Source organism: Fluviicola taffensis DSM 16823 (assembly GCF_000194605.1).
GTDB lineage: Bacteria > Bacteroidota > Bacteroidia > Flavobacteriales_D > Crocinitomicaceae > Fluviicola > Fluviicola taffensis.
Window position 1 is genome coordinate 3,069,758 of record NC_015321.1, and the last position, 17,489, is coordinate 3,087,246.

Sequence of the window (17,489 nt, forward strand, 5' to 3'; positions counted from 1 at the left end):
CGTTTAAGCGAACATGCGAAACCAATTTCTAGTAGTATTTCTTCTTGTTTTTATGCCTTTGACCGTTCTTTGGTCTCAAGTTCAGGTAACTGGAAATGTACAAGATAAGGGTAAACTAGCACTTCCAAATATTCAAGTTTTATTCCTATTGGGAAAAGATACGCTTAAAACGGTAACCGATAAAAATGGTCGTTTTCAGATACAGCTTTTACCGACTAAATATGGTGTTATTGCTCAATATGACAATGAGAATGAATACCGCAAAAATGTGCTAATTCCCAATGTAGATTCTTTTTCGCTTGATCCAATTGTGTTTAATTTCGGTCTTATTGAGATTGATATCAATAAATCTAGGGCAGAAGTAAATGGTTTGGATAAAATTCCACAGATTGATTTACAGAAACAAGTGCTTGGAGGTGTTGAGCGTATGCTAGTTCTCACTCAAGCAGGAGTAAATTCGAACAACGAGTTGACTTCCAATTACAATGTTCGAGGCGGAAATTACGATGAAAATGAAGTTTATGTGGATGGATTTTTAATTAATCGACCGTTTTTGACGCGTTCTGGTCAGCAGGAAGGTTTGAGTTTTATCAATACGGCTTTAGTCGAAGATATTTATTTCTCATCAGGTGGTTTTCAATCCATGTATGGTGATAAATTGAGTTCAGTTTTAGATATTCTCTACAAGAAACCAGATTCTTTGCGTATTTCAGTAATGGCCTCTTTATTAGGAGTTGAAGCACATATTGAAGATCAGCTTGGGAAACATAATCGTTTTCAATATTTATTTGGTGCGCGTTATAGAGCGAATGGGTATTTGTTGAATTCACTGCCAACAAAGGGAAACTACAATCCAGTTTTTTGGGATGCTCAGGCACTTACAACTTACACTATTAATGAGCATTGGAGTTGGACGATGCTGGGACATGTTTCTTCTAATACGTACCAATTTGCCCCACAAACAAGTAAAACTGATTTTGGAACGGCCAATGAAGCATATTCTTTCAATATCTATTTCGAAGGGCAGGAAAAGACCAAATTCTTGACATCGACAGTCGGAACATCTTTAAATTACACATCTAAAAAATACCAAGGAAAGACATTTTTTACCTATTTCAGAAGTGATGAGCGTGAAAACTTTGATATTTTAGGCGAATACTATATCAATGAGTTGGAGACAGATCCTTCCAAAGAGGAATTTGGTGATTCAATTGCTGTTCTTGGAGTTGGAGGTTTTTTAAATCATGCGCGGAATAAATTGAATGCAGATATTTTTAGTTTTTACCACGATGGAACGGTTACTTTCAAGACTAAAAGAGAAACATCGAAGCATTGGTTGAAAGTAGGTGCAAAGCTTCAAATTGATCATTTTACAGATGTGTTGAGTGAGTGGAAATTGGTCGATTCTACGGGGTATTCTCAAGTTGATAATCCAACAGATGAAGTTGATTTATATGAGACAATTAAAAGTAAGTTACAGCTCGATAATCAACGGTATAGTGCTTATGTACAAGATCGTTGGGAATGGAGAAAGGTTCGGAATACTATTCCTGTTTCTAAAACAATTAAATACAAAGATTCATTAGGTAATATAAAAGAAAGAATCGTTCGAGACACCATCGATTCAGGTAAATCTTCATTGGTATTGGATTACGGAATTCGTGGAACTTACACAAGTTTTAATGATGAAGGATTTATCACTCCGCGATTGAGTTTGACTTTTACCCCTGTCAAATATGTTTATCAAAAAGGACAATTTGTTCGCAGAGGTGTTCGTTACCGCTTAGCTACTGGTTTGTATTACCAACCGCCATTCTACCGAGAGTTTAGAACTTTCACTGGAGGAATTAATCAGAATGTGAAATCTCAAAAATCGGCTCATTTTGTTTTGGGAATGGATTATAGTTTTTTCATGATGAAGCGCGAAGCTCCATTTAAATTTACCGCTGAGGCTTATTACAAATATTTGTGGGATGTGAATCCGTATGAGGTTGACAATGTTCGAACCCGTTATTTTGCGAATAACGATGCGGTAGCTTATGCAGCTGGATTGGATTTGAATTTGAATGGTGAATTTGTTCCTGGATTGATGTCGTTCTTTAAGTTAGGATTCTTGACAACGAAGGAAGATATTAAGGGTGATTATTATTACAATTATTACAATGCCGCAGGAGAGAAAATTATCGCAGGATACAGCGATGATCAAGTGGTTGTAGATTCAGCTCGAGTTAATCCTGGATATATTCGTAGACCAACAGACCAGCATGTAACAGTTGGGGTTATGTTTCAGGATCACATGCCTGGATTGCAACAATTGACTTGTCAGGTTGGAATTACTTATGGTTCTCGTTTACCTTATGGTCCGCCGGATCATTCGCGCTATAAAGATACTTTGACGATGAAGGCTTACTTCCGTGTGGATATGGGAATGTCTTATGATATTTTGTATCGCAAACCTGGAAAAACGCGTAAATTTTTACGGAAAATGGAAAGTGCTATTATTTCATTCGAAGTATTCAACTTGCTTGGTGTGAACAATGTGCTTTCAAAACAGTGGATTCAAGATGTTTCTGGAAAGTATTATTCCATTCCAAATTACTTGACCCAGCGAAGATTCAATGTGAAGTTAATCGTTCGAATTTAGATTACTTTTACGCAGAATTCATATTTCAACTAGTAATGGCATTATCTGCTGATCAAATTCTTTCAGAAATTTCTTTCAAGACCAGTAGAAGCGGAGGGAAGGGTGGTCAGAATGTCAATAAGGTTTCTTCCAAAGTTGAATTGAATTGGAATATTCAAACTTCAACATTAATTTCTGAGGAAGATCGAGAGTTATTGCTGAATAAGCTTTCTCACAAAATTACCAAAGAAGGTGTTCTTCAAATCATTTCGCAAGCAGATCGCTCTCAATTGGGCAATAAACAATTGGTTTTGGAGAAGCTAGACGAATTGCTCGCTTTTGCTTTTAAGATTGTCAAGAGTCGAAAGGCAACGAAAGTTCCACGAGGAGTAAAAGAGCGCCGTCTTTTGGTGAAGAAGAAAAAGGCAGAGATTAAGAAGCTGAGGGGTAGGGTGGATTAGAGAGAATGGGTTTTATGCTAAAACGATCATTGTTTTAAAGATAGATCTTATCAAACCTCAAGAAATTTCTCTCAAAAATACGCATAGACATGTGTCTATTAGCCCAGTGCTGTAGCTAGAAATATTAGAATTAGTTGTCCTTACTAAGAATCCACTTTCAAGATTTTCATTCTTTCTAAAACGCGAATAATTTCTACGATAAAGTGAACTGATTTTACAAAAACGAAAGATTTCCTCTTTCAAACAAAAATCCTCCTCAAAATGACGCATAGACATGTGTCAATTAGCTCTGTGCTGTAGCGAGAAACGTGAGAATTAGTCTTCCAAAAACCACGATATTGCATTCAATTCATTTTCACATTCTGAATTCAAATACCAGAAATAACTTTCTTCGAAATAATCGCCTTTTATCAATCCACTTGATTTAAGAACCATTAAGTGATGGTGTATTGTTGGTTGACTAAGTCTTAATACTTCAGTTAAGTACAATCCATTAGTTCTGCCTTCAGCGATTATTTCTTTTAAAATTGTTATTCTAGCTGGCACTGATACTGCTCGAGCAACATCAGATTTTCGAATTTGAGTTTGTGGATAATTAGCAAATTTTATGGCTCCCATGGTATAATAATTTTATGATTCCTATTTAAGTTAGTTTAAAAGTTCATTTGAAACAAGGGAATTATAAAAAAATATGGATAGAAATGTGTCTATTTGAGTAGTGGAATATTGAGGTAGAGAGCCTTTATCTGAACATCGTAAGTCGTTCTGAAAAATCCTTTCGATGAAGAAAAATGCCTGAGATTAAGAAGTTGATAGGACGATTAGGGAAACTATTCCTGATCTAATAATTCATTTGTTGGTGTTGCAACTATTTTCTTTTTCCGATGCATAGAGATAATCGTTGCTACTAGGACTAAAAGACTTCCGAGTAGTGTTAAATAATATCCATGCTCAGGATAATATCCACATGGATTACCCCAACCTGCTTGTGATATTAATGTCATAAAACCTATAAAAGGACTTAGAATTCCTGTGACACAATAAACCAAAATTTTATTAGCGAGATTTCCGAAGAAAAAGCCAATTAAGAAAATTGCAACAGATCCTAAGGAAAAGAAATACCAAAGGGTTGATTTTGAGCCAGGAATAGAAATTGGGACAATGTCTTCAAAATCATCCACATAGCGGCAGGTAGATTGAAATTCAGTAAAAAATCCCAAAGAGAGGAGTGTAAACCCAATAAGAATGAATGCTGTTTTAAAATAGAAGATGGACGATTTATTCATGAGTCGATTCGAGTTCTTGATCCAATTTTTTATTGTAAGAAACCTGAAAAAGACAGCCGGTAATGATTGCAAGATTTGCCAATATTAATGTAATCAAACCACTTCCAGCATTTCCGCTGATATGACCATTAAAAGAAAAACCTATGAGTAGACAAAAGAAACAGGAGCAGATAATTGCAGCTGTTCCAAAGAGAATGATCAGTATTTTTGATCGAATTCCTTGTCCGTGATATCCGCAAACAAATGGAATGATAAGTGATATGAGATTCATGTAATAAATCCAACTAGTTATTCCAAGTATTGGTTTGACTAGGAAAGTTGAAAGTTCGCCTCTTTTTGGAGGAATATAGAAAATAAATCCCAAGGGTAAAAATGCAGTAATAGCTAGAATTACTAAACCTAAAGCAATGAAAACCCGATGAGACTTTTGCATCACATCTGCTCCAAAACAGCAATTCGTTTTTCAATCGGTGGGTGAGTTGCAAATAAACCTGCAAATCCTGCTCCGTCTAATGCTTTGTGTTCGATGAACATTTGTTTCATATCATCGCTTTTCACAGAACTGACTTCTGAATGCCCAGATATTTTACGTAAGGCTGATGCCATTGCACGTGAATTGCGGGTCATTTGAACTGCGCCAGCATCTGCTAAGTACTCGCGTTTGCGCGATAAAGCAAATTTGAAGAGTACAGATAATAATAAAGCTACAAGAGATATGACAAGCGCTACAATGACCAATTTATTATCGTCTTTGTCTCTCCTTCCTCCACCAAACAATAAACTTCTGAAAAGAATTTGAACCAAGAAAGAGATAATTCCTACAAAAATGATGGAAACGATTAACAAACGAACATCCTTGTTTCGAATGTGAGTTAATTCATGAGCGATTACTGCTTCCAATTCCTCATCGTTCAGATGGTCAATGATTCCTGTTGTTAGAGTAACAGCATAACTCTTTTCGTTGATACCGCTAGCAAATGCATTTAAAGCAGGAGAATCAATCACAAATAGTTGTGGCATTTTCATACCAACAGTCATACATAAATTCTCTGTCAAATTGTAAACACGCATATTTTCCTTGCGTTCCAATGATCTCGAATTAGATGCGAGTTGAATCAAAGAAGAATTTGCAAAATAAGCGATGAAGAACCAAATTAAGACTCCTCCAATTACAAATGGAATGGTTGTAATGAAGCGCGCATTTACTTGATCAATATGTTCGTTTCCTCCTAGTACAAAGAAGAAAAAAGCATAGACTCCCGCTAAAATTAATAACGGGAATCCAGCCAATATCAATGAAGATTTTAAGTTGTTGCTCCGAATTTGCTCTTGAAGACCAATATAAGCTGCCATTAAAACCTATTAGAATTTAACTTCTGGTGCTTTGTCAAGTGTTTGACGTTGTTCAACTCCTAGGTCAAACATTGGTTCTGTTTTGTACCCTTTTGAGTTAGCAATAATGTTGCTAGGGAATTGTTCGATACCGTTGTTGTACTCTTTTGTAGAAGAATTAAAGAAACGACGAACTGCAGCCAATTTGTTTTCTATGTCGCTAATTTCATGTTGTAAATTCATGAAGTTCGTGTTTGCTTTCAAATCTGGGTAAGCTTCAATTTGAATGTTTAATCCACTCATTGCAGCGCCCAAGTTATTTTCAGCATTAATTTTCTCAGAGATTGTTCCAGCTTGTAAACATCTTGAACGAGCTTCAGTAACGCGTGTTAAAACTTCACTCTCGTGAGTCATGTAGCCTTTAACAGCTCCAAGTAATTGTGGAATTAAATCGTAACGCTGTTTCAATTGCACATCAATATCTGCAAATGCGCTTTCGCGGTTGTTTTTCAATGACACAAGGCGGTTATTGATTGATATTAACCAAAAAATCAAGATTAAGATAACAACGCCTGCAATAATAAGTCCAACGACCATGTTTTTAAGTTTAAATGTTAAGCGAATATACCACAAATTTTTGTTCGTGAGCGGGTTTAAGAATTGTTAACTAAAAAGTGTTGTTTCCAGAAATGAATAGTAGAAGTGAATTAGTAAAATTACTTACAAATTCAAGTTAATTTACTGAATTATAACTATTTGTGTATAGACGGACGAGCAAATTAGTAAAATCATTAACAAAAACATTTAAAATATTTATTTTCAGATGTTTAGTGTGTTAAGATTTGATTTCATGAATAAATTGTTCCATTTTATTGAATCCATTAGTATTTAATTTGATTTTAAATTCATGAGTAGTGTATTTGTAGTCTACAATGTTAGCTTCACTAAGTTTTAGTAGATGTCCAGTTATTGCTGGTTTACTTAAGTTTAGAATTTTGGATAATTTTGTATTGGTTAAATTTTTGTTGGATTTCAGTAGTTGAACAATTCGTTTTCTTGCAGGATGACAAATAGCTTCTCCAATTATTGTAACTTGAAAATCTTCAATAGTGTAGTTATTTGGTTTTATTGCTCGCATAATTTCATGTTTTCCATTTAAGTTAGTAAAAAAGTTGATTTGATACAATTGAAAACATGTCTTTTTTTTGCAGTTAGCAAATTAATAAAATTGCTAACGAAAACAGTGTAAAGACCTTTAAATCAATATTTTATTTCTTTTTTATTAGCTTGTTAATAAAATCATTAACAAGTCCCCATTTATTTTTAAAAAAAGTAAAGTCTAACAGCAATTATAAAACATCACCACTTTTCCTTTTTTCTTTGAAAATGCAATATGTCTACCGTCTTCTTTTCCAAGTAAATAGTAAAACCCTATGGTTTGCTTATCCGACTTAATTTCCGTCCAGGTTTCCTTGTCGATATAATAACTTTGGTCTTCGAATAGAATTTCGTCTTCAATTGCCGGAATACTGAATTTATCCTTGGCGAAAAATGAGTTGATACGTTTTTGAATAAAAGCATCTGTCTCTTTTTGAGAATTGATATCTCCCATAAAATCATATCCTAGCAACATCTCGGCATCAAATTCTTCTTTCAAAAGATTCTTGCCTTCAGAATTGGTGATCGTAAAAAGTACTTTTCCTTTCAAGAGGTTTTCGCCTGTGATTACAATTCTGAACTCATCTTTTTTAGACGGATCTGAAAAGGAATGAAGTATTTTATTTTCAATCAAGTAATCTGATTTTTCTTCTGCTTTAACTGGATCTCCAGCTTTTGGGTCAGCTGTTTCCGCAGATTTCAGTGCTTTTTCTTTTGTCGATTCTCCACAAGAAGATAGTATGAACGAAGTTCCAAGCAGAATGGCTATTAAAGTTGCCTTTATTTTTTTCATTTCATGTTGTTTTTAATTTGTTCAAAAGTTCAGTTGATTTGACTAATCCAATCTAAAATTCCTGCGTTCAAATTAGACTCTATCTTTTTGAGCTCCTCTAGATTTTCAACCGTCACGATTTTTCGTCCATCGGGATAGTTTTTTCCTTTTAGAACCGTATCAGCAATTTTTGCGCCAGTAGGGAAGACCATTAAAAATTTTCCACGGTGTAGATTCAAAACCAATAAATCACGTTTGTATTCCTTTGCATCAAAAGCTTCCATTTCACCAGCGTAAAAGAAACTGGGAGAATTCCACTTAATGTGTTCGTGAATTTCTGAATCGATTTTCAAAACGAATTCTCTCAGATATTCTACCAATTCTTGTTCGTTCGATTCTAGTTTTGAACAATATTCATCCACTTTTGAATCTCTCATGATTTACAATTTGTGTTTGATATAAATGACTTCTTCAATTCCATTTTCGATTCGATTTTCAAGGTAAGATAAACCAATTTTTTCGAGTACGCGAATTGAAGCTCCGTTTTCTGGCATTGCTCTTCCAACAATGGATTCCATATTGAATTGATTGAATCCAACTTCCAAACAAGCTTTTGCTGCTTCGGTGGCATATCCTTTGCCCCAGAATTTTTTCATCAAGCGATAACCGATATCGAATTCATCCAGTTCAAGAGTGTATTTTAGACCACACCAACCCAAATATTCATCCGTTTCTTTCAGAATGACTGCCCAACGACCAAAGCCATAAGTTTTGTAAGAAGAATAATTTTCCAAAAAAGCTTTTGCTTCTCCCACACTTTCAAAGGCATCATCGCCTGTATACCGAATTACATCGGGATCGAGATTCAGGATATAAGCCACTTCGGCATCTTGGGGAGTCATTTCGCGCAAATAGAGGCGTGATGTTTCTAGGATTTTGTTCATTCTCAAGGTCTATAAGGAATTTCTATAGGTTCATTTTCATACCTCTCTGCTATGATTTGGAACTGCTTGTCTGTCAGTAAAAGTGCTTGCAAATCATTGTCACTGTACAATAGAAAGAATGATTCTTTGAAATGTTGTTTTTTCAGGAATTCATTCAGTTTTTTGAAGAATGTTCTGGATGCTTTGGCCAAGAAATCACCTTTTTCAAGTTCTTCATTTGTGAAGAGTTTTAATTTTTCACCATTAAGAAACACTTCATGTGAGGTTTCGTAATTGTTCGTTGCTTTTACATCTAGATGAAAGTTTCGTTTGCCTAAAATTTCATTCAACTGAGGCTGGAAAAAGTCAAAATTGAATTCCGCTAATTCTTCAGCATCTATGTGCAAAATTTTATAATTCCTTTCGTCGTAAATGTCAAAGGAATTTTTCACCTGTTCTGTCTGCTCGTTGATTGTAAGACTATCAGCATAAATTAGGAAATCTGCAGCAATTAATTTACTCCCAAAAACAGAATCAGGAGTTTGGTTGTTACTAGTTGTTTTGTGGTCAGAACAGCCGAAACAAAGCAAAAGGATTATGGATGGGATTAAATGTTTCATGTCTCGTAACATTTACAATTCAAGCAGACCATTAATTTCTGTAATTTCACACTTTGCGGTTTTTATCACACCTTCATGAAAGAAACCTTTTTGACCAACCGAAATATGTGATTTATGGTAATCAAACATTTCTGGATTAAGAATCCACATTTTTGCAAATCCTTCTCTTAGGATAACACCTTGTTCAATTGGATTGCCATGATTATCTAAAAACTCAGGATAAATCATAAAGACATTATTTGGTTTGTTTTCTGGGTGATTATACCAAAAATCACTACGAATGTGTTGATATGGTAAATGTTGTCTTCCGCCTTCTTCCTTGCTGTAAAAGCAATATTTAATAATGAAGTCTTCTTTTCGTCCAAATAATTCATTATATGATTTAAACATAATGAGGTTTCAATTTAATTGTTTATTTAATCGAATATATTTCAAGGCTTTTTCTATCGTTCAAAATCAATTTTGAAATTTAAAACGGCATAGATGAATTCTAATTCGTAATTCGAAGTTACTCAATCTCAATCCCCATTATACACACATCATCAATCTGTTCCAAATTGCCTCTCCATTCAAAGAAAGTAGACTTCAGAATGTTTACTTGCTGATGGATCTTTTCGTTTGAAATTTGAATAATCAGGTTTTTCAGGTTTTTGGCTTTGAATTTTTTCGATTCCAGTCCACCAAACTGATCAGCATAACCATCAGTAATCAAATAAATACGATCTCCTTTTTCCAATTCTACCAAATGGCTGGTAAATGGCTTCATGTCAAAGTGCTTCCCAATTGGTTGTTTGTTTGGCTTGATTTCTACAATTTCCTTGCTTTGCTTCTTCCAAATCCACAAAGGATTGTTAGCACCAGCCCAACTGATTTGGTTAGTAGCTTTATTCCAAGCACACAAAGAAATGTCCATTCCATCGAAAACATCTTGCTGATTTTTGGATAATTCATCGACGATAATTTCACGGGTTTTATCCAAAATTTCTCCTGGGTTTCTCAATCCAAATTCTTTCACAGAACGATTTAATGCATTGTGGCAAACGACGCTCATCATTGCTCCTGGAACTCCATGGCCTGTACAATCGGCAACGGCAAAAATGATCGAATCTTTTGTTTCTTCTAACCAGTAAAAATCTCCTGCAACAATGTCTTTTGGTTCATACAAGACAAAATGTTCGGGTAAAACACGTTCCAATAATTGTACAGAAGGGAGAATTGCCGTTTGAATTCGTTTGGCGTAATTGATTGAATCTAATATCTCGTGGTTTTTCTCCTCCACTTGCCTATTCTTCTCTTCGATAATCACTTTTTGCTTTTTTACCTCGTTCCACCGACGATAAAGGATGATGGAAAAAATAAGAATCATAATCCCAACAATGGCGATTGCTAAATTGATGATTAAAGCTTGTTCTTGTTTCTTTTTATTTTCGAGATTGCTTTTAACCTTTTCAATTCGCTGTTGTTCCCGCTCTTTGTCGAATTGATAATTCATTTCTTGCTGTGTTTGCTCCCGAATGTTTTTTGCGTCAGCAAGCTCTTCTTTGATTTTGTTTAACTTTTTCAGATACTCGAAAGCTAATTTATAATTGCCTTGCTTTTCACCAAGTTCCGAATAACTCTGATAAATGAATCTCAAGGCCTCCTTTTGACCTATTTTTTCAAAAAATTCCTTTGATTCATGCAGGTATTTTTTGCCCTCCTTCAGTTTTCCTTGTTTTATAGCAACAACTCCCAAGTTGAGTTTTGAATTGCAAATACTTGGAATACTACCCATTTTTTCTCTAATTCGAAGCGATTTAAGATGATAGTATTCCGCTTTTTTATACTGTTTTTGTTCTTGAAAGCAAACTCCAATGTTGCTGTAGTCATCACCTAGACCAATGCTGTCTCCCAATTCTTTGTCAATACTCAAAGCCTCCATGTAATAGTGAATGGCTTTCTCATATTGTTTGGTGTCCATTAAAACAATCGCAATATTGGTAATTGAGGCAGATATTCCCTCTTTCACCTTTAATTTTCGTCTTAGTTGAAGTGATTTTTGGTGATATAGAAGTGCTTTGTCATTGATTCCTTGTGTATTATAAATTAATCCAATATTACTTAGAATATAAGATTGATTTCTGGTGTCATTTATTTTTTCGGCTACATCTAAGGCCGTGAAAAAATGACTCAATGCTTTATAGTATTCGCCTTTGTAGTCGTAAGCAATTCCAATGTTATTATCAATCAAAGCGGCAATCGAATCGTGTTTGTATTTATGAGCCAATTTTAAGGATTCTTTTCCAATGCGTATAGCCTTATCATATTCGCCATAGTACCAACCATAGTTAATGGTTTTATTGAAAAGAAGTAATTTCTTTTTGATGTTTTTCTCCGCCTTTCCAAGTTGATAAATGGAATCCATGCCATTGGTTTGCCCCCAACAAGGAACAAAAAACAGAAGTAAAGTAATAGTTAGCAAGGAATTTTTCACATCACAATAATACAACTTATACTCTTAAGCTTTGTTAATGCGGATAAAACATTTCGTGAATTTTAGATATTAATAAGGGAAGTCTGGTTACTTTTGTGCCTTCGCTGAAGTAGCTTCTGCATAAGCGTTGCAACGGGTTTTATCACAATGGAAATGGAATTAATTACAACATATATCTGCAAAGACTTTGATATAGGAATTCACAACAACATGTTTGGCGGAAAGTTGATGTCATTAATTGATGATGCAGCGGGTTCTTTTGCTTCTCAAATATGTGATTCCCCTAATATGGTTACCATTAAAGTGGACGAATTAGTTTTCAAAAAAGCAGTGAAATCGGGTTCAATCCTGAAGGTGTATGGAAAAGTTCTTCGCTTTGGAAATTCTTCCATAGAAATGTACATGGAGATTCGAAAACACAATGTCTATACTGGAAATCAGGATTTGGTGACGCATACCAATATGACTTTTGTGCGCATTGATGAAGAAGGAAAATCGTTGCCAATCGCAGAATACATCAAGAAACGCCATGCTGTGAGAATTGAGAAATATGGGAAAGCACTTTTGCTTCCTACTGAAGAAGGGTTTTCGGCAGAGTAATGTCCTATTAAGCTTTTGATTTTAAATACTGTTCTACTTGCAGTAAGACTTCTCTTTTTTTTCTCCGAGGAAGAAATACTGGATCAATCACAAAAGTTGGGGAGGAATTTGAATAGAATTTAGAACTTTGGAAAAAAAAGCGATTGGATCCACAAATTGAACTATTGAAACTGGTACTTCCAGAGTTATTGGTTGATTTCTTTGACTTCATGAAAGTTGAAAAGCAAAATGAAACGTTGCATCTTTACTTTGAAGAATTAAATAAACCACCAACAGAGCATCTTCATAAAGAATTAATCTCTAAAGGATTCCATGATGAAATTACGATTCAGGATTTTCCACTCAGAGGTAAACATGTTTTTCTGCATGTAAAGCGCAGAAGATGGACTGATAAGAACACCAAGGAGATTGTTCAAAGAGATTGGAATATCGTTGCTAAAGGTACTCGCATGACCGATGAGTTTGCCTCTTTTTTAAAACAAATCAGTCGCTTCTAAACCGTTCAGCTGTCATACTATTGGTTCATTTTATGGTGTCAAGGGTAAGAAACTACAACGACAGCATAAGGATTGGTTAAGTGATTTTAGGAACTGGGAACAGCTTGCTCATGCCAAAGAGTATTTACTTTTTACCGATAATATTGGAACTCATTTATCCCTGGATGAAACCTCTCTATCTCAGGGTGAGCTTTACACCATCATCACCAACAAAGCAGCCAAAGGAAAACAAGGATCCATTGTCGCAATTATAACAGGAACCAACTCCGAATACATTACAACAATACTTCAAAAAATTCCACTAAAGCTTCGTAAAAAGGTAGTAGAAATAACTCTGGATATGGCTGGAAGCATGAATTTGATTGCAAAAAGAAACTTTCCAGATGCTGTGCTTGTTACAGATCGTTTCCATGTCGAAAAACTAGCTTTGGAAGCCGTTCAGGAGCTTCGCGTAAAGCATCGATGGGAAGCGCTCGATGCAGAAAATGAAGCCATTGAAAAAGCAAAGAATCAAAAGAAAGCATACCATCCTGTTATCCTTGAAAACGGAGATACCATCAGGCAATTATTAGCAAGAAGCAGATACGTACTTTATAAAAAACCTTCTAAATGGACCTTCAATCAAAAACAACGAGCGGAAATCCTATTTTATCTTTATCCGGATATCCAAATAGCTTATCAACTAGCACAACAACTGAAAGGGATTTTTGAACAAACCAAAGACAAAATTTACGCTTACACCAAATTGGCCAAATGGCATGAAAAAGTAACTAAAGCTGGTTTTAAATCTTTCAACTCCATATCTAGAACAATCCAAAATCATTACAAAACAATCCTCAATTACTTTGATAACCGAAGTACAAATGCTTCCGCTGAAGCCTTTAATGCCAAAATAAAAGCATTTAGATCTCAATTTAGAGGTGTTAGGGATATCCAATATTTTTTATTCCGATTAACGCAAATTTATGCTTAGTCCCCAGAATTTGGTCTTGATCCGAAATACTTCGAAATCGTTCGTTTTTAATCCGATATAACCAGATCCACCTTGTTCACAGGTTACTATATCATCCAGGTTAATAATAACAGATTGGCTGGCACGGATGAGGTATGGAATTTCAAAACACTCATTTTGTACACTATTGAGTGATCTGGATAAGATATAAAAATCTCCATTTTTGCAAAAAATAGTTGTGTAACCTCCTGATTTTCCAATCATATAAGATACATCTGAAGATTCAATATAATGTGTTCTTTTATTCTTTATTACAGCAATTTTTGCATGTATTTCCAATTGACTTTTAGCGGATTCCAGAATTTGTTTTTCAAGTACCCGTTTTTTTGCTTTTTCTACAGCAGAACAAAATCGGTCTTTATCGATTGGTTTGAGTACGTAATCAATCACAGAATATTCAAAAGCTTGAATTGCAAACTCATCGAATCCTGTAACAAGAATCACTTCGAAAGTTCGATTGGCCAATTGATTCAATAGATCGAATCCTGTACTGTCAGGCATCAGAATGTCTAAGAATAGCAAATCGGTTTGTTGCTGTAAGTTTGTGCTATTCAGAAAAACATCCAGTTTTTCCGATTCCCCGATGATTCGAATTTCGGGATAATACCTTTGTATCAAAATTTGAAGTATTTCCCTATTTGCCTGCTCGTCGTCGATGATATATACGTTCATTATGTAGTGGATTGATAAAGTTCGGGTGCAAATGTGAAAGTTACTGTAGTTCCAGAATCAGAGCTTAAAAGCTCAATAGAAGCGACTTGTTTTTGAAATTGCTTGTTCAAAGTATCAATTCGTTCAGTAATTAGTTTATTTCCTTTTGACAAATGATGTTCACTTTTATTGGAATTGTTGAATCCTGGCCCATTATCACTTATTTGAATAACCAATTTTTTCGTTTGATCAAATCTGAAAATGAATTTTAATTCCGGATTATTTTCTTGAAACTTCAAACCGTGCCAAATTGCATTTTCAAAAATTGGTTGGAGTAGCAGGGAAGGGATCACAATGTTGTTTAGCTGTTGGTCAGAAAGTTGAATTTCCTGATGAATTTTAAAGCGATTTCTGAAACGGAGCAATTCCAGTTCTAGATAAGTATTTACGAGTTCTAATTCTTGTTTAACGGTAATAAATCGAGTTTCGCTATAATATAAGATCTTACGCATTAAAAAACTAAATTTCGCTAGATACTGAGCTGCTTGATCATTTTCGCCTTTTAGTATCAATGCTTGAATTGCCGCTAAACCATTGCTCAAAAAATGTGGGTTTACCTGAGCTTTAACTGCAAGGAGTTTGTATTCATTTAGTCTGCTTTCCAATTCAGAGCGCTCAGCACTTCTTTTTTTGCGTCTGAGGTTCATCAAAAGGAGAATGGAAACAATGATTGAAAGTAGGATAATGGCAATTAAAATGTAAAATATGGTACTTTCCCAAAAAGTTTTCTCAACAGTAAAATGAAACTTTTTTGAATTGTTAAATCTAATTTCTCCATCAATAACGGGATAGATTTGCAATTGGTAATCACCACTTTTTAAAGCATCAAAATTGATTTTGGTTCCTTCAACAAATTGACTGATGGTATTTTCACCTTTTAGTATGTAGTATAGATTGATCTTGTCTGCATCAAATTGAAGGATATCTAAATCTACGGAAATAGAAGTGTTTGGTGGAATTATTTGAGAAAATGAATCTATTTCGAGATTATTTAACAAGAATTTATTTAACCGAATAGTTGGTTTGAAAGCCAATTTATAATTGGCTAATCTTTTGATGATTAAATCCTTTTTGTAGGAAATAAATAGATTCTTTTCAAGAATAAATGTGTTTTCGGATTCACCGCTAAAAAATTTAATCCAGGGAACTTTTGATGAATCGTTGAGTTTTCTTAAATAAATTCCATCATTTCCCTGAACAATGAGTTGGTGATGAAACATTAAGGCTTTAGAAATGGAAATACAGGGTGCTTGAATTTTTCGGATGATTTGTTCTCCATTTAATAGATAGATTCCCTGATATCTGGAATAAACAAGTAATTTATTTTTGCCGACAACCTGAATAGAGCTGATAGCAAGTTCTTTTTTGAAAGGGTTGAAGTGCAGAAAACGGTCTGTCTTCAAATTGTATTTTAAAAGGCCTTTATTCGTTCCTAAAACAATGATGGAATCATTTAGACGAATATGACATTTGTATTTATCTATTGGGATATTAAAAAAATCATTGTAAGGAAAAGGCAATGAATTTAGGTTTTTCCAGCTTCTTTTTCGAATGGAGTGTCTACCTATGAAGTAAAAATTCTCTTTGTATGAAAGATTTCCAAAAGATGCATTACTGATTGTGTGAATACTTTTTACTTCTTTGAACTGCTTATTAAGAATAGAAATACCACTTGGTGTACTTACTAGTAATTGATTTTTAAATGAGCAAATCTGATACACCATATCATGAAAGGAAAGTCTTTCATTGGAATATAAGGTGTCGGATTGGACAAGCTTGGATAGTTGGTGATTTTTGTACTCGTGAATTCCACCTTTATGGGTTCCAACCAACTGACGCCTATTGATAGAGGCAGTGGCAGACACAGTGAGATTGTAATAAATTCGATTATTAATGTCAGGTGAAACAAAAACCCCTTTTTTATTGAATGATACTGCTATTCCTCCTGATTTTAAGGGAGCAACCCCTGCAACCAAAAGCCCTTTGAAATGATGATGAATGAAATTACCGTTTAAATCCAATTCGATTAAACCGTTTAGAGTACATAACCAAATACGTTTGTGAAAAGATTCGATAAAAAGAATACGATTGAAATTTAAATGATCTATGCGATTTCCACTCTTTTTAAACAGGTGCATACAAATGAGCAAGTAACTTGTTTTTCCAATGGTAATTTGATCTTCTCTTGAATCGAATGCTAATTTATCTATGAGTTTGAATGTTTGTTTGCTTTCCGGAAACTCAATCTCGACATCTCTGTTCAAGTAAGGATGCTTTTTATCATGGTATTTGGCAAAAGGAAACAAATCGTTTGAGTGATAGGTATACCTGAATACCGAACTTCTAAAATTGTAATAGCGCTCTAATTTCTTAGTCTTAAAGGAATACTTAAGATAATAAAAGTAGGTCGAGATATACAACCCGCCGGGTCTAAAATACAATTTGGTATAATGAAAGTCTTCGTCTGCAATTTCATCTAAATTTGTTGGACCTATCCAAATTGCCCGATCATTTTTTAGTTTAAAAATCTCGTTGTAGGAATTGAAAAGGTAGATATTTCCCTTTGGATCTTTTTCAAAATCATACATGATCCTTCTTTCCATGGGTATATTGGTACAAATGGGAATAAACTTTTCTCCGTCGTATTTCATCGGACCGTATTGTGTGCCAACGATCAGATACCCTTTTTCATCGTAATTGATGTCATAACATTCATTGGATAATAATCCTTGTTCCTGGTCCAGAAATTTCCCATACAATTCTTGGGCTTTTGCAGGTTGAAAAAGCAAAAAAACAAGAAGGATGGAACAGATGAATTTCACGACACAAGATTACAAAAAAGAGACGATACTCCGTATATCGTCTCATGCTAACTAATTTAGGTGTGGTTAGTTGAATGTGAATGAAAATTCTTTAGTAGCTCAAACAACTATCCTGATTGATAGTACAAATAGAGCGCTTTCTGATGACTCATAACTACCAAAGAATGGAAGAAATGACCACTTAAGCAGTTTTTTGCCT

Annotated in this window: 19 protein-coding genes; 5 read left to right on the forward strand and 14 right to left on the reverse strand. The window is 34.6% G+C overall.

The annotated features are described in order from the left end of the window. Nucleotides 1-13: 13 nt before the first annotated feature. Both FLUTA_RS13415 and arfB read left to right on the forward strand, forming a co-directional pair. Nucleotides 14-2,644 (forward strand): TonB-dependent receptor plug domain-containing protein, encoded by a 2,631-nt coding sequence (locus tag FLUTA_RS13415; RefSeq protein WP_013687423.1) that lies wholly within the window; start codon nucleotides 14-16, stop codon nucleotides 2,642-2,644. 35 nt (nucleotides 2,645-2,679) lie between these two features. Next, nucleotides 2,680-3,084 (forward strand): alternative ribosome rescue aminoacyl-tRNA hydrolase ArfB, encoded by a 405-nt coding sequence (gene arfB / locus FLUTA_RS13420; RefSeq protein WP_013687424.1) that lies wholly within the window; start codon nucleotides 2,680-2,682, stop codon nucleotides 3,082-3,084. Between the two features lie 315 nt (nucleotides 3,085-3,399). Here arfB and FLUTA_RS13425 read toward each other — a convergent pair whose 3' ends face one another. The 12 genes from FLUTA_RS13425 to FLUTA_RS13480 form a co-directional block, all read right to left on the reverse strand. Then, complete coding sequence (locus FLUTA_RS13425; protein WP_013687425.1) at nucleotides 3,400-3,702, reverse strand: ArsR/SmtB family transcription factor; 303 nt, start codon at nucleotides 3,700-3,702, stop codon at nucleotides 3,400-3,402. A gap of 212 nt (nucleotides 3,703-3,914) precedes the next feature. Further along, nucleotides 3,915-4,370, reverse strand: coding sequence for a hypothetical protein (locus FLUTA_RS13430; protein ID WP_013687426.1), 456 nt, complete (start codon nucleotides 4,368-4,370; stop codon nucleotides 3,915-3,917). Continuing rightward, nucleotides 4,363-4,803: a hypothetical protein gene (locus FLUTA_RS13435; RefSeq protein ID WP_013687427.1), complete on the reverse strand. Its 441-nt coding sequence runs from the start codon at nucleotides 4,801-4,803 to the stop codon at nucleotides 4,363-4,365. The genes FLUTA_RS13430 and FLUTA_RS13435 overlap by 8 nt, the downstream gene beginning before the upstream one ends. After that, nucleotides 4,803-5,723: a M48 family metallopeptidase gene (locus FLUTA_RS13440; protein ID WP_013687428.1), complete on the reverse strand. Its 921-nt coding sequence runs from the start codon at nucleotides 5,721-5,723 to the stop codon at nucleotides 4,803-4,805. Before FLUTA_RS13440 ends, FLUTA_RS13435 begins: the two co-directional genes overlap by 1 nt. A gap of 9 nt (nucleotides 5,724-5,732) precedes the next feature. Further along, complete coding sequence (locus FLUTA_RS13445; RefSeq protein ID WP_013687429.1) at nucleotides 5,733-6,299, reverse strand: LemA family protein; 567 nt, start codon at nucleotides 6,297-6,299, stop codon at nucleotides 5,733-5,735. 238 nt (nucleotides 6,300-6,537) lie between these two features. Further along, on the reverse strand, nucleotides 6,538-6,840 hold the full coding sequence (locus FLUTA_RS13450) for a winged helix-turn-helix domain-containing protein (RefSeq protein WP_013687430.1): 303 nt from the start codon (nucleotides 6,838-6,840) through the stop codon (nucleotides 6,538-6,540). Between the two features lie 201 nt (nucleotides 6,841-7,041). After that, a complete protein-coding gene (locus FLUTA_RS13455; protein ID WP_013687431.1) occupies nucleotides 7,042-7,653 on the reverse strand; it encodes a hypothetical protein in 612 nt (203 codons plus the stop codon). 29 nt (nucleotides 7,654-7,682) lie between these two features. Further along, entirely contained in the window at nucleotides 7,683-8,069 is a 387-nt protein-coding gene (locus FLUTA_RS13460; protein WP_013687432.1) for a DUF1801 domain-containing protein, read from the reverse strand. A gap of 3 nt (nucleotides 8,070-8,072) precedes the next feature. After that, a complete protein-coding gene (locus tag FLUTA_RS13465) occupies nucleotides 8,073-8,576 on the reverse strand; it encodes a GNAT family N-acetyltransferase (RefSeq protein ID WP_013687433.1) in 504 nt (167 codons plus the stop codon). A gap of 2 nt (nucleotides 8,577-8,578) precedes the next feature. Then, complete coding sequence (locus FLUTA_RS13470) at nucleotides 8,579-9,175, reverse strand: hypothetical protein (RefSeq protein ID WP_013687434.1); 597 nt, start codon at nucleotides 9,173-9,175, stop codon at nucleotides 8,579-8,581. A gap of 12 nt (nucleotides 9,176-9,187) precedes the next feature. Continuing rightward, nucleotides 9,188-9,565: a hypothetical protein gene (locus FLUTA_RS13475; protein ID WP_013687435.1), complete on the reverse strand. Its 378-nt coding sequence runs from the start codon at nucleotides 9,563-9,565 to the stop codon at nucleotides 9,188-9,190. A gap of 118 nt (nucleotides 9,566-9,683) precedes the next feature. Further along, nucleotides 9,684-11,579 (reverse strand): tetratricopeptide repeat protein, encoded by a 1,896-nt coding sequence (locus FLUTA_RS13480; RefSeq protein WP_043023828.1) that lies wholly within the window; start codon nucleotides 11,577-11,579, stop codon nucleotides 9,684-9,686. Nucleotides 11,580-11,801: 222 nt separating this feature from the next. Between FLUTA_RS13480 and FLUTA_RS13485 the strand changes: the two genes are divergently transcribed. The 3 genes from FLUTA_RS13485 (at nucleotide 11,802) to FLUTA_RS13495 (ending at nucleotide 13,718) form a co-directional block, all read left to right on the forward strand. Further along, nucleotides 11,802-12,248 carry an acyl-CoA thioesterase gene (locus FLUTA_RS13485; RefSeq protein ID WP_169312087.1) on the forward strand — a complete coding sequence of 149 codons (447 nt, stop codon included), beginning with the start codon at nucleotides 11,802-11,804 and terminating at the stop codon, nucleotides 12,246-12,248. 143 nt (nucleotides 12,249-12,391) lie between these two features. Further along, on the forward strand, nucleotides 12,392-12,745 hold the full coding sequence (locus tag FLUTA_RS21740; RefSeq protein ID WP_043023560.1) for an ISAon1 family transposase N-terminal region protein: 354 nt from the start codon (nucleotides 12,392-12,394) through the stop codon (nucleotides 12,743-12,745). Nucleotides 12,746-12,764: 19 nt separating this feature from the next. Further along, nucleotides 12,765-13,718, forward strand: coding sequence for an ISAon1 family transposase (locus tag FLUTA_RS13495; protein ID WP_043023561.1), 954 nt, complete (start codon nucleotides 12,765-12,767; stop codon nucleotides 13,716-13,718). Here FLUTA_RS13495 and FLUTA_RS13500 read toward each other — a convergent pair. Both FLUTA_RS13500 and FLUTA_RS13505 read right to left on the reverse strand, forming a co-directional pair. Further along, nucleotides 13,698-14,429 carry a LytR/AlgR family response regulator transcription factor gene (locus FLUTA_RS13500; RefSeq protein WP_013687438.1) on the reverse strand — a complete coding sequence of 244 codons (732 nt, stop codon included), beginning with the start codon at nucleotides 14,427-14,429 and terminating at the stop codon, nucleotides 13,698-13,700. The two genes, FLUTA_RS13495 and FLUTA_RS13500, sit on opposite strands and share 21 nt — an antisense overlap. Then, entirely contained in the window at nucleotides 14,429-17,290 is a 2,862-nt protein-coding gene (locus FLUTA_RS13505) for a sensor histidine kinase (RefSeq protein ID WP_013687439.1), read from the reverse strand. Before FLUTA_RS13505 ends, FLUTA_RS13500 begins: the two co-directional genes overlap by 1 nt. Nucleotides 17,291-17,489: the final 199 nt, after the last annotated feature.

Bases quoted from the DNA above. Each gene is read 5' to 3' on its own strand.
- FLUTA_RS13415 (WP_013687423.1), top strand. From the start codon at position 14: ATGCGAAACCAATTTCTAGTAGTATTTCTTCTTGTTTTTATGCCTTTG.
- arfB (WP_013687424.1), top strand. From the start codon at position 2,680: ATGGCATTATCTGCTGATCAAATTCTTTCAGAAATTTCTTTCAAGACC.
- FLUTA_RS13425 (WP_013687425.1), bottom strand. From the start codon at position 3,702: ATGGGAGCCATAAAATTTGCTAATTATCCACAAACTCAAATTCGAAAA.
- FLUTA_RS13430 (WP_013687426.1), bottom strand. From the start codon at position 4,370: ATGAATAAATCGTCCATCTTCTATTTTAAAACAGCATTCATTCTTATT.
- FLUTA_RS13435 (WP_013687427.1), bottom strand. From the start codon at position 4,803: ATGCAAAAGTCTCATCGGGTTTTCATTGCTTTAGGTTTAGTAATTCTA.
- FLUTA_RS13440 (WP_013687428.1), bottom strand. From the start codon at position 5,723: ATGGCAGCTTATATTGGTCTTCAAGAGCAAATTCGGAGCAACAACTTA.
- FLUTA_RS13445 (WP_013687429.1), bottom strand. From the start codon at position 6,299: ATGGTCGTTGGACTTATTATTGCAGGCGTTGTTATCTTAATCTTGATT.
- FLUTA_RS13450 (WP_013687430.1), bottom strand. From the start codon at position 6,840: ATGCGAGCAATAAAACCAAATAACTACACTATTGAAGATTTTCAAGTT.
- FLUTA_RS13455 (WP_013687431.1), bottom strand. From the start codon at position 7,653: ATGAAAAAAATAAAGGCAACTTTAATAGCCATTCTGCTTGGAACTTCG.
- FLUTA_RS13460 (WP_013687432.1), bottom strand. From the start codon at position 8,069: ATGAGAGATTCAAAAGTGGATGAATATTGTTCAAAACTAGAATCGAAC.
- FLUTA_RS13465 (WP_013687433.1), bottom strand. From the start codon at position 8,576: ATGAACAAAATCCTAGAAACATCACGCCTCTATTTGCGCGAAATGACT.
- FLUTA_RS13470 (WP_013687434.1), bottom strand. From the start codon at position 9,175: ATGAAACATTTAATCCCATCCATAATCCTTTTGCTTTGTTTCGGCTGT.
- FLUTA_RS13475 (WP_013687435.1), bottom strand. From the start codon at position 9,565: ATGTTTAAATCATATAATGAATTATTTGGACGAAAAGAAGACTTCATT.
- FLUTA_RS13480 (WP_043023828.1), bottom strand. From the start codon at position 11,579: ATGGATTCCATTTATCAACTTGGAAAGGCGGAGAAAAACATCAAAAAG.
- FLUTA_RS13485 (WP_169312087.1), top strand. From the start codon at position 11,802: ATGGAATTAATTACAACATATATCTGCAAAGACTTTGATATAGGAATT.
- FLUTA_RS13500 (WP_013687438.1), bottom strand. From the start codon at position 14,429: ATGAACGTATATATCATCGACGACGAGCAGGCAAATAGGGAAATACTT.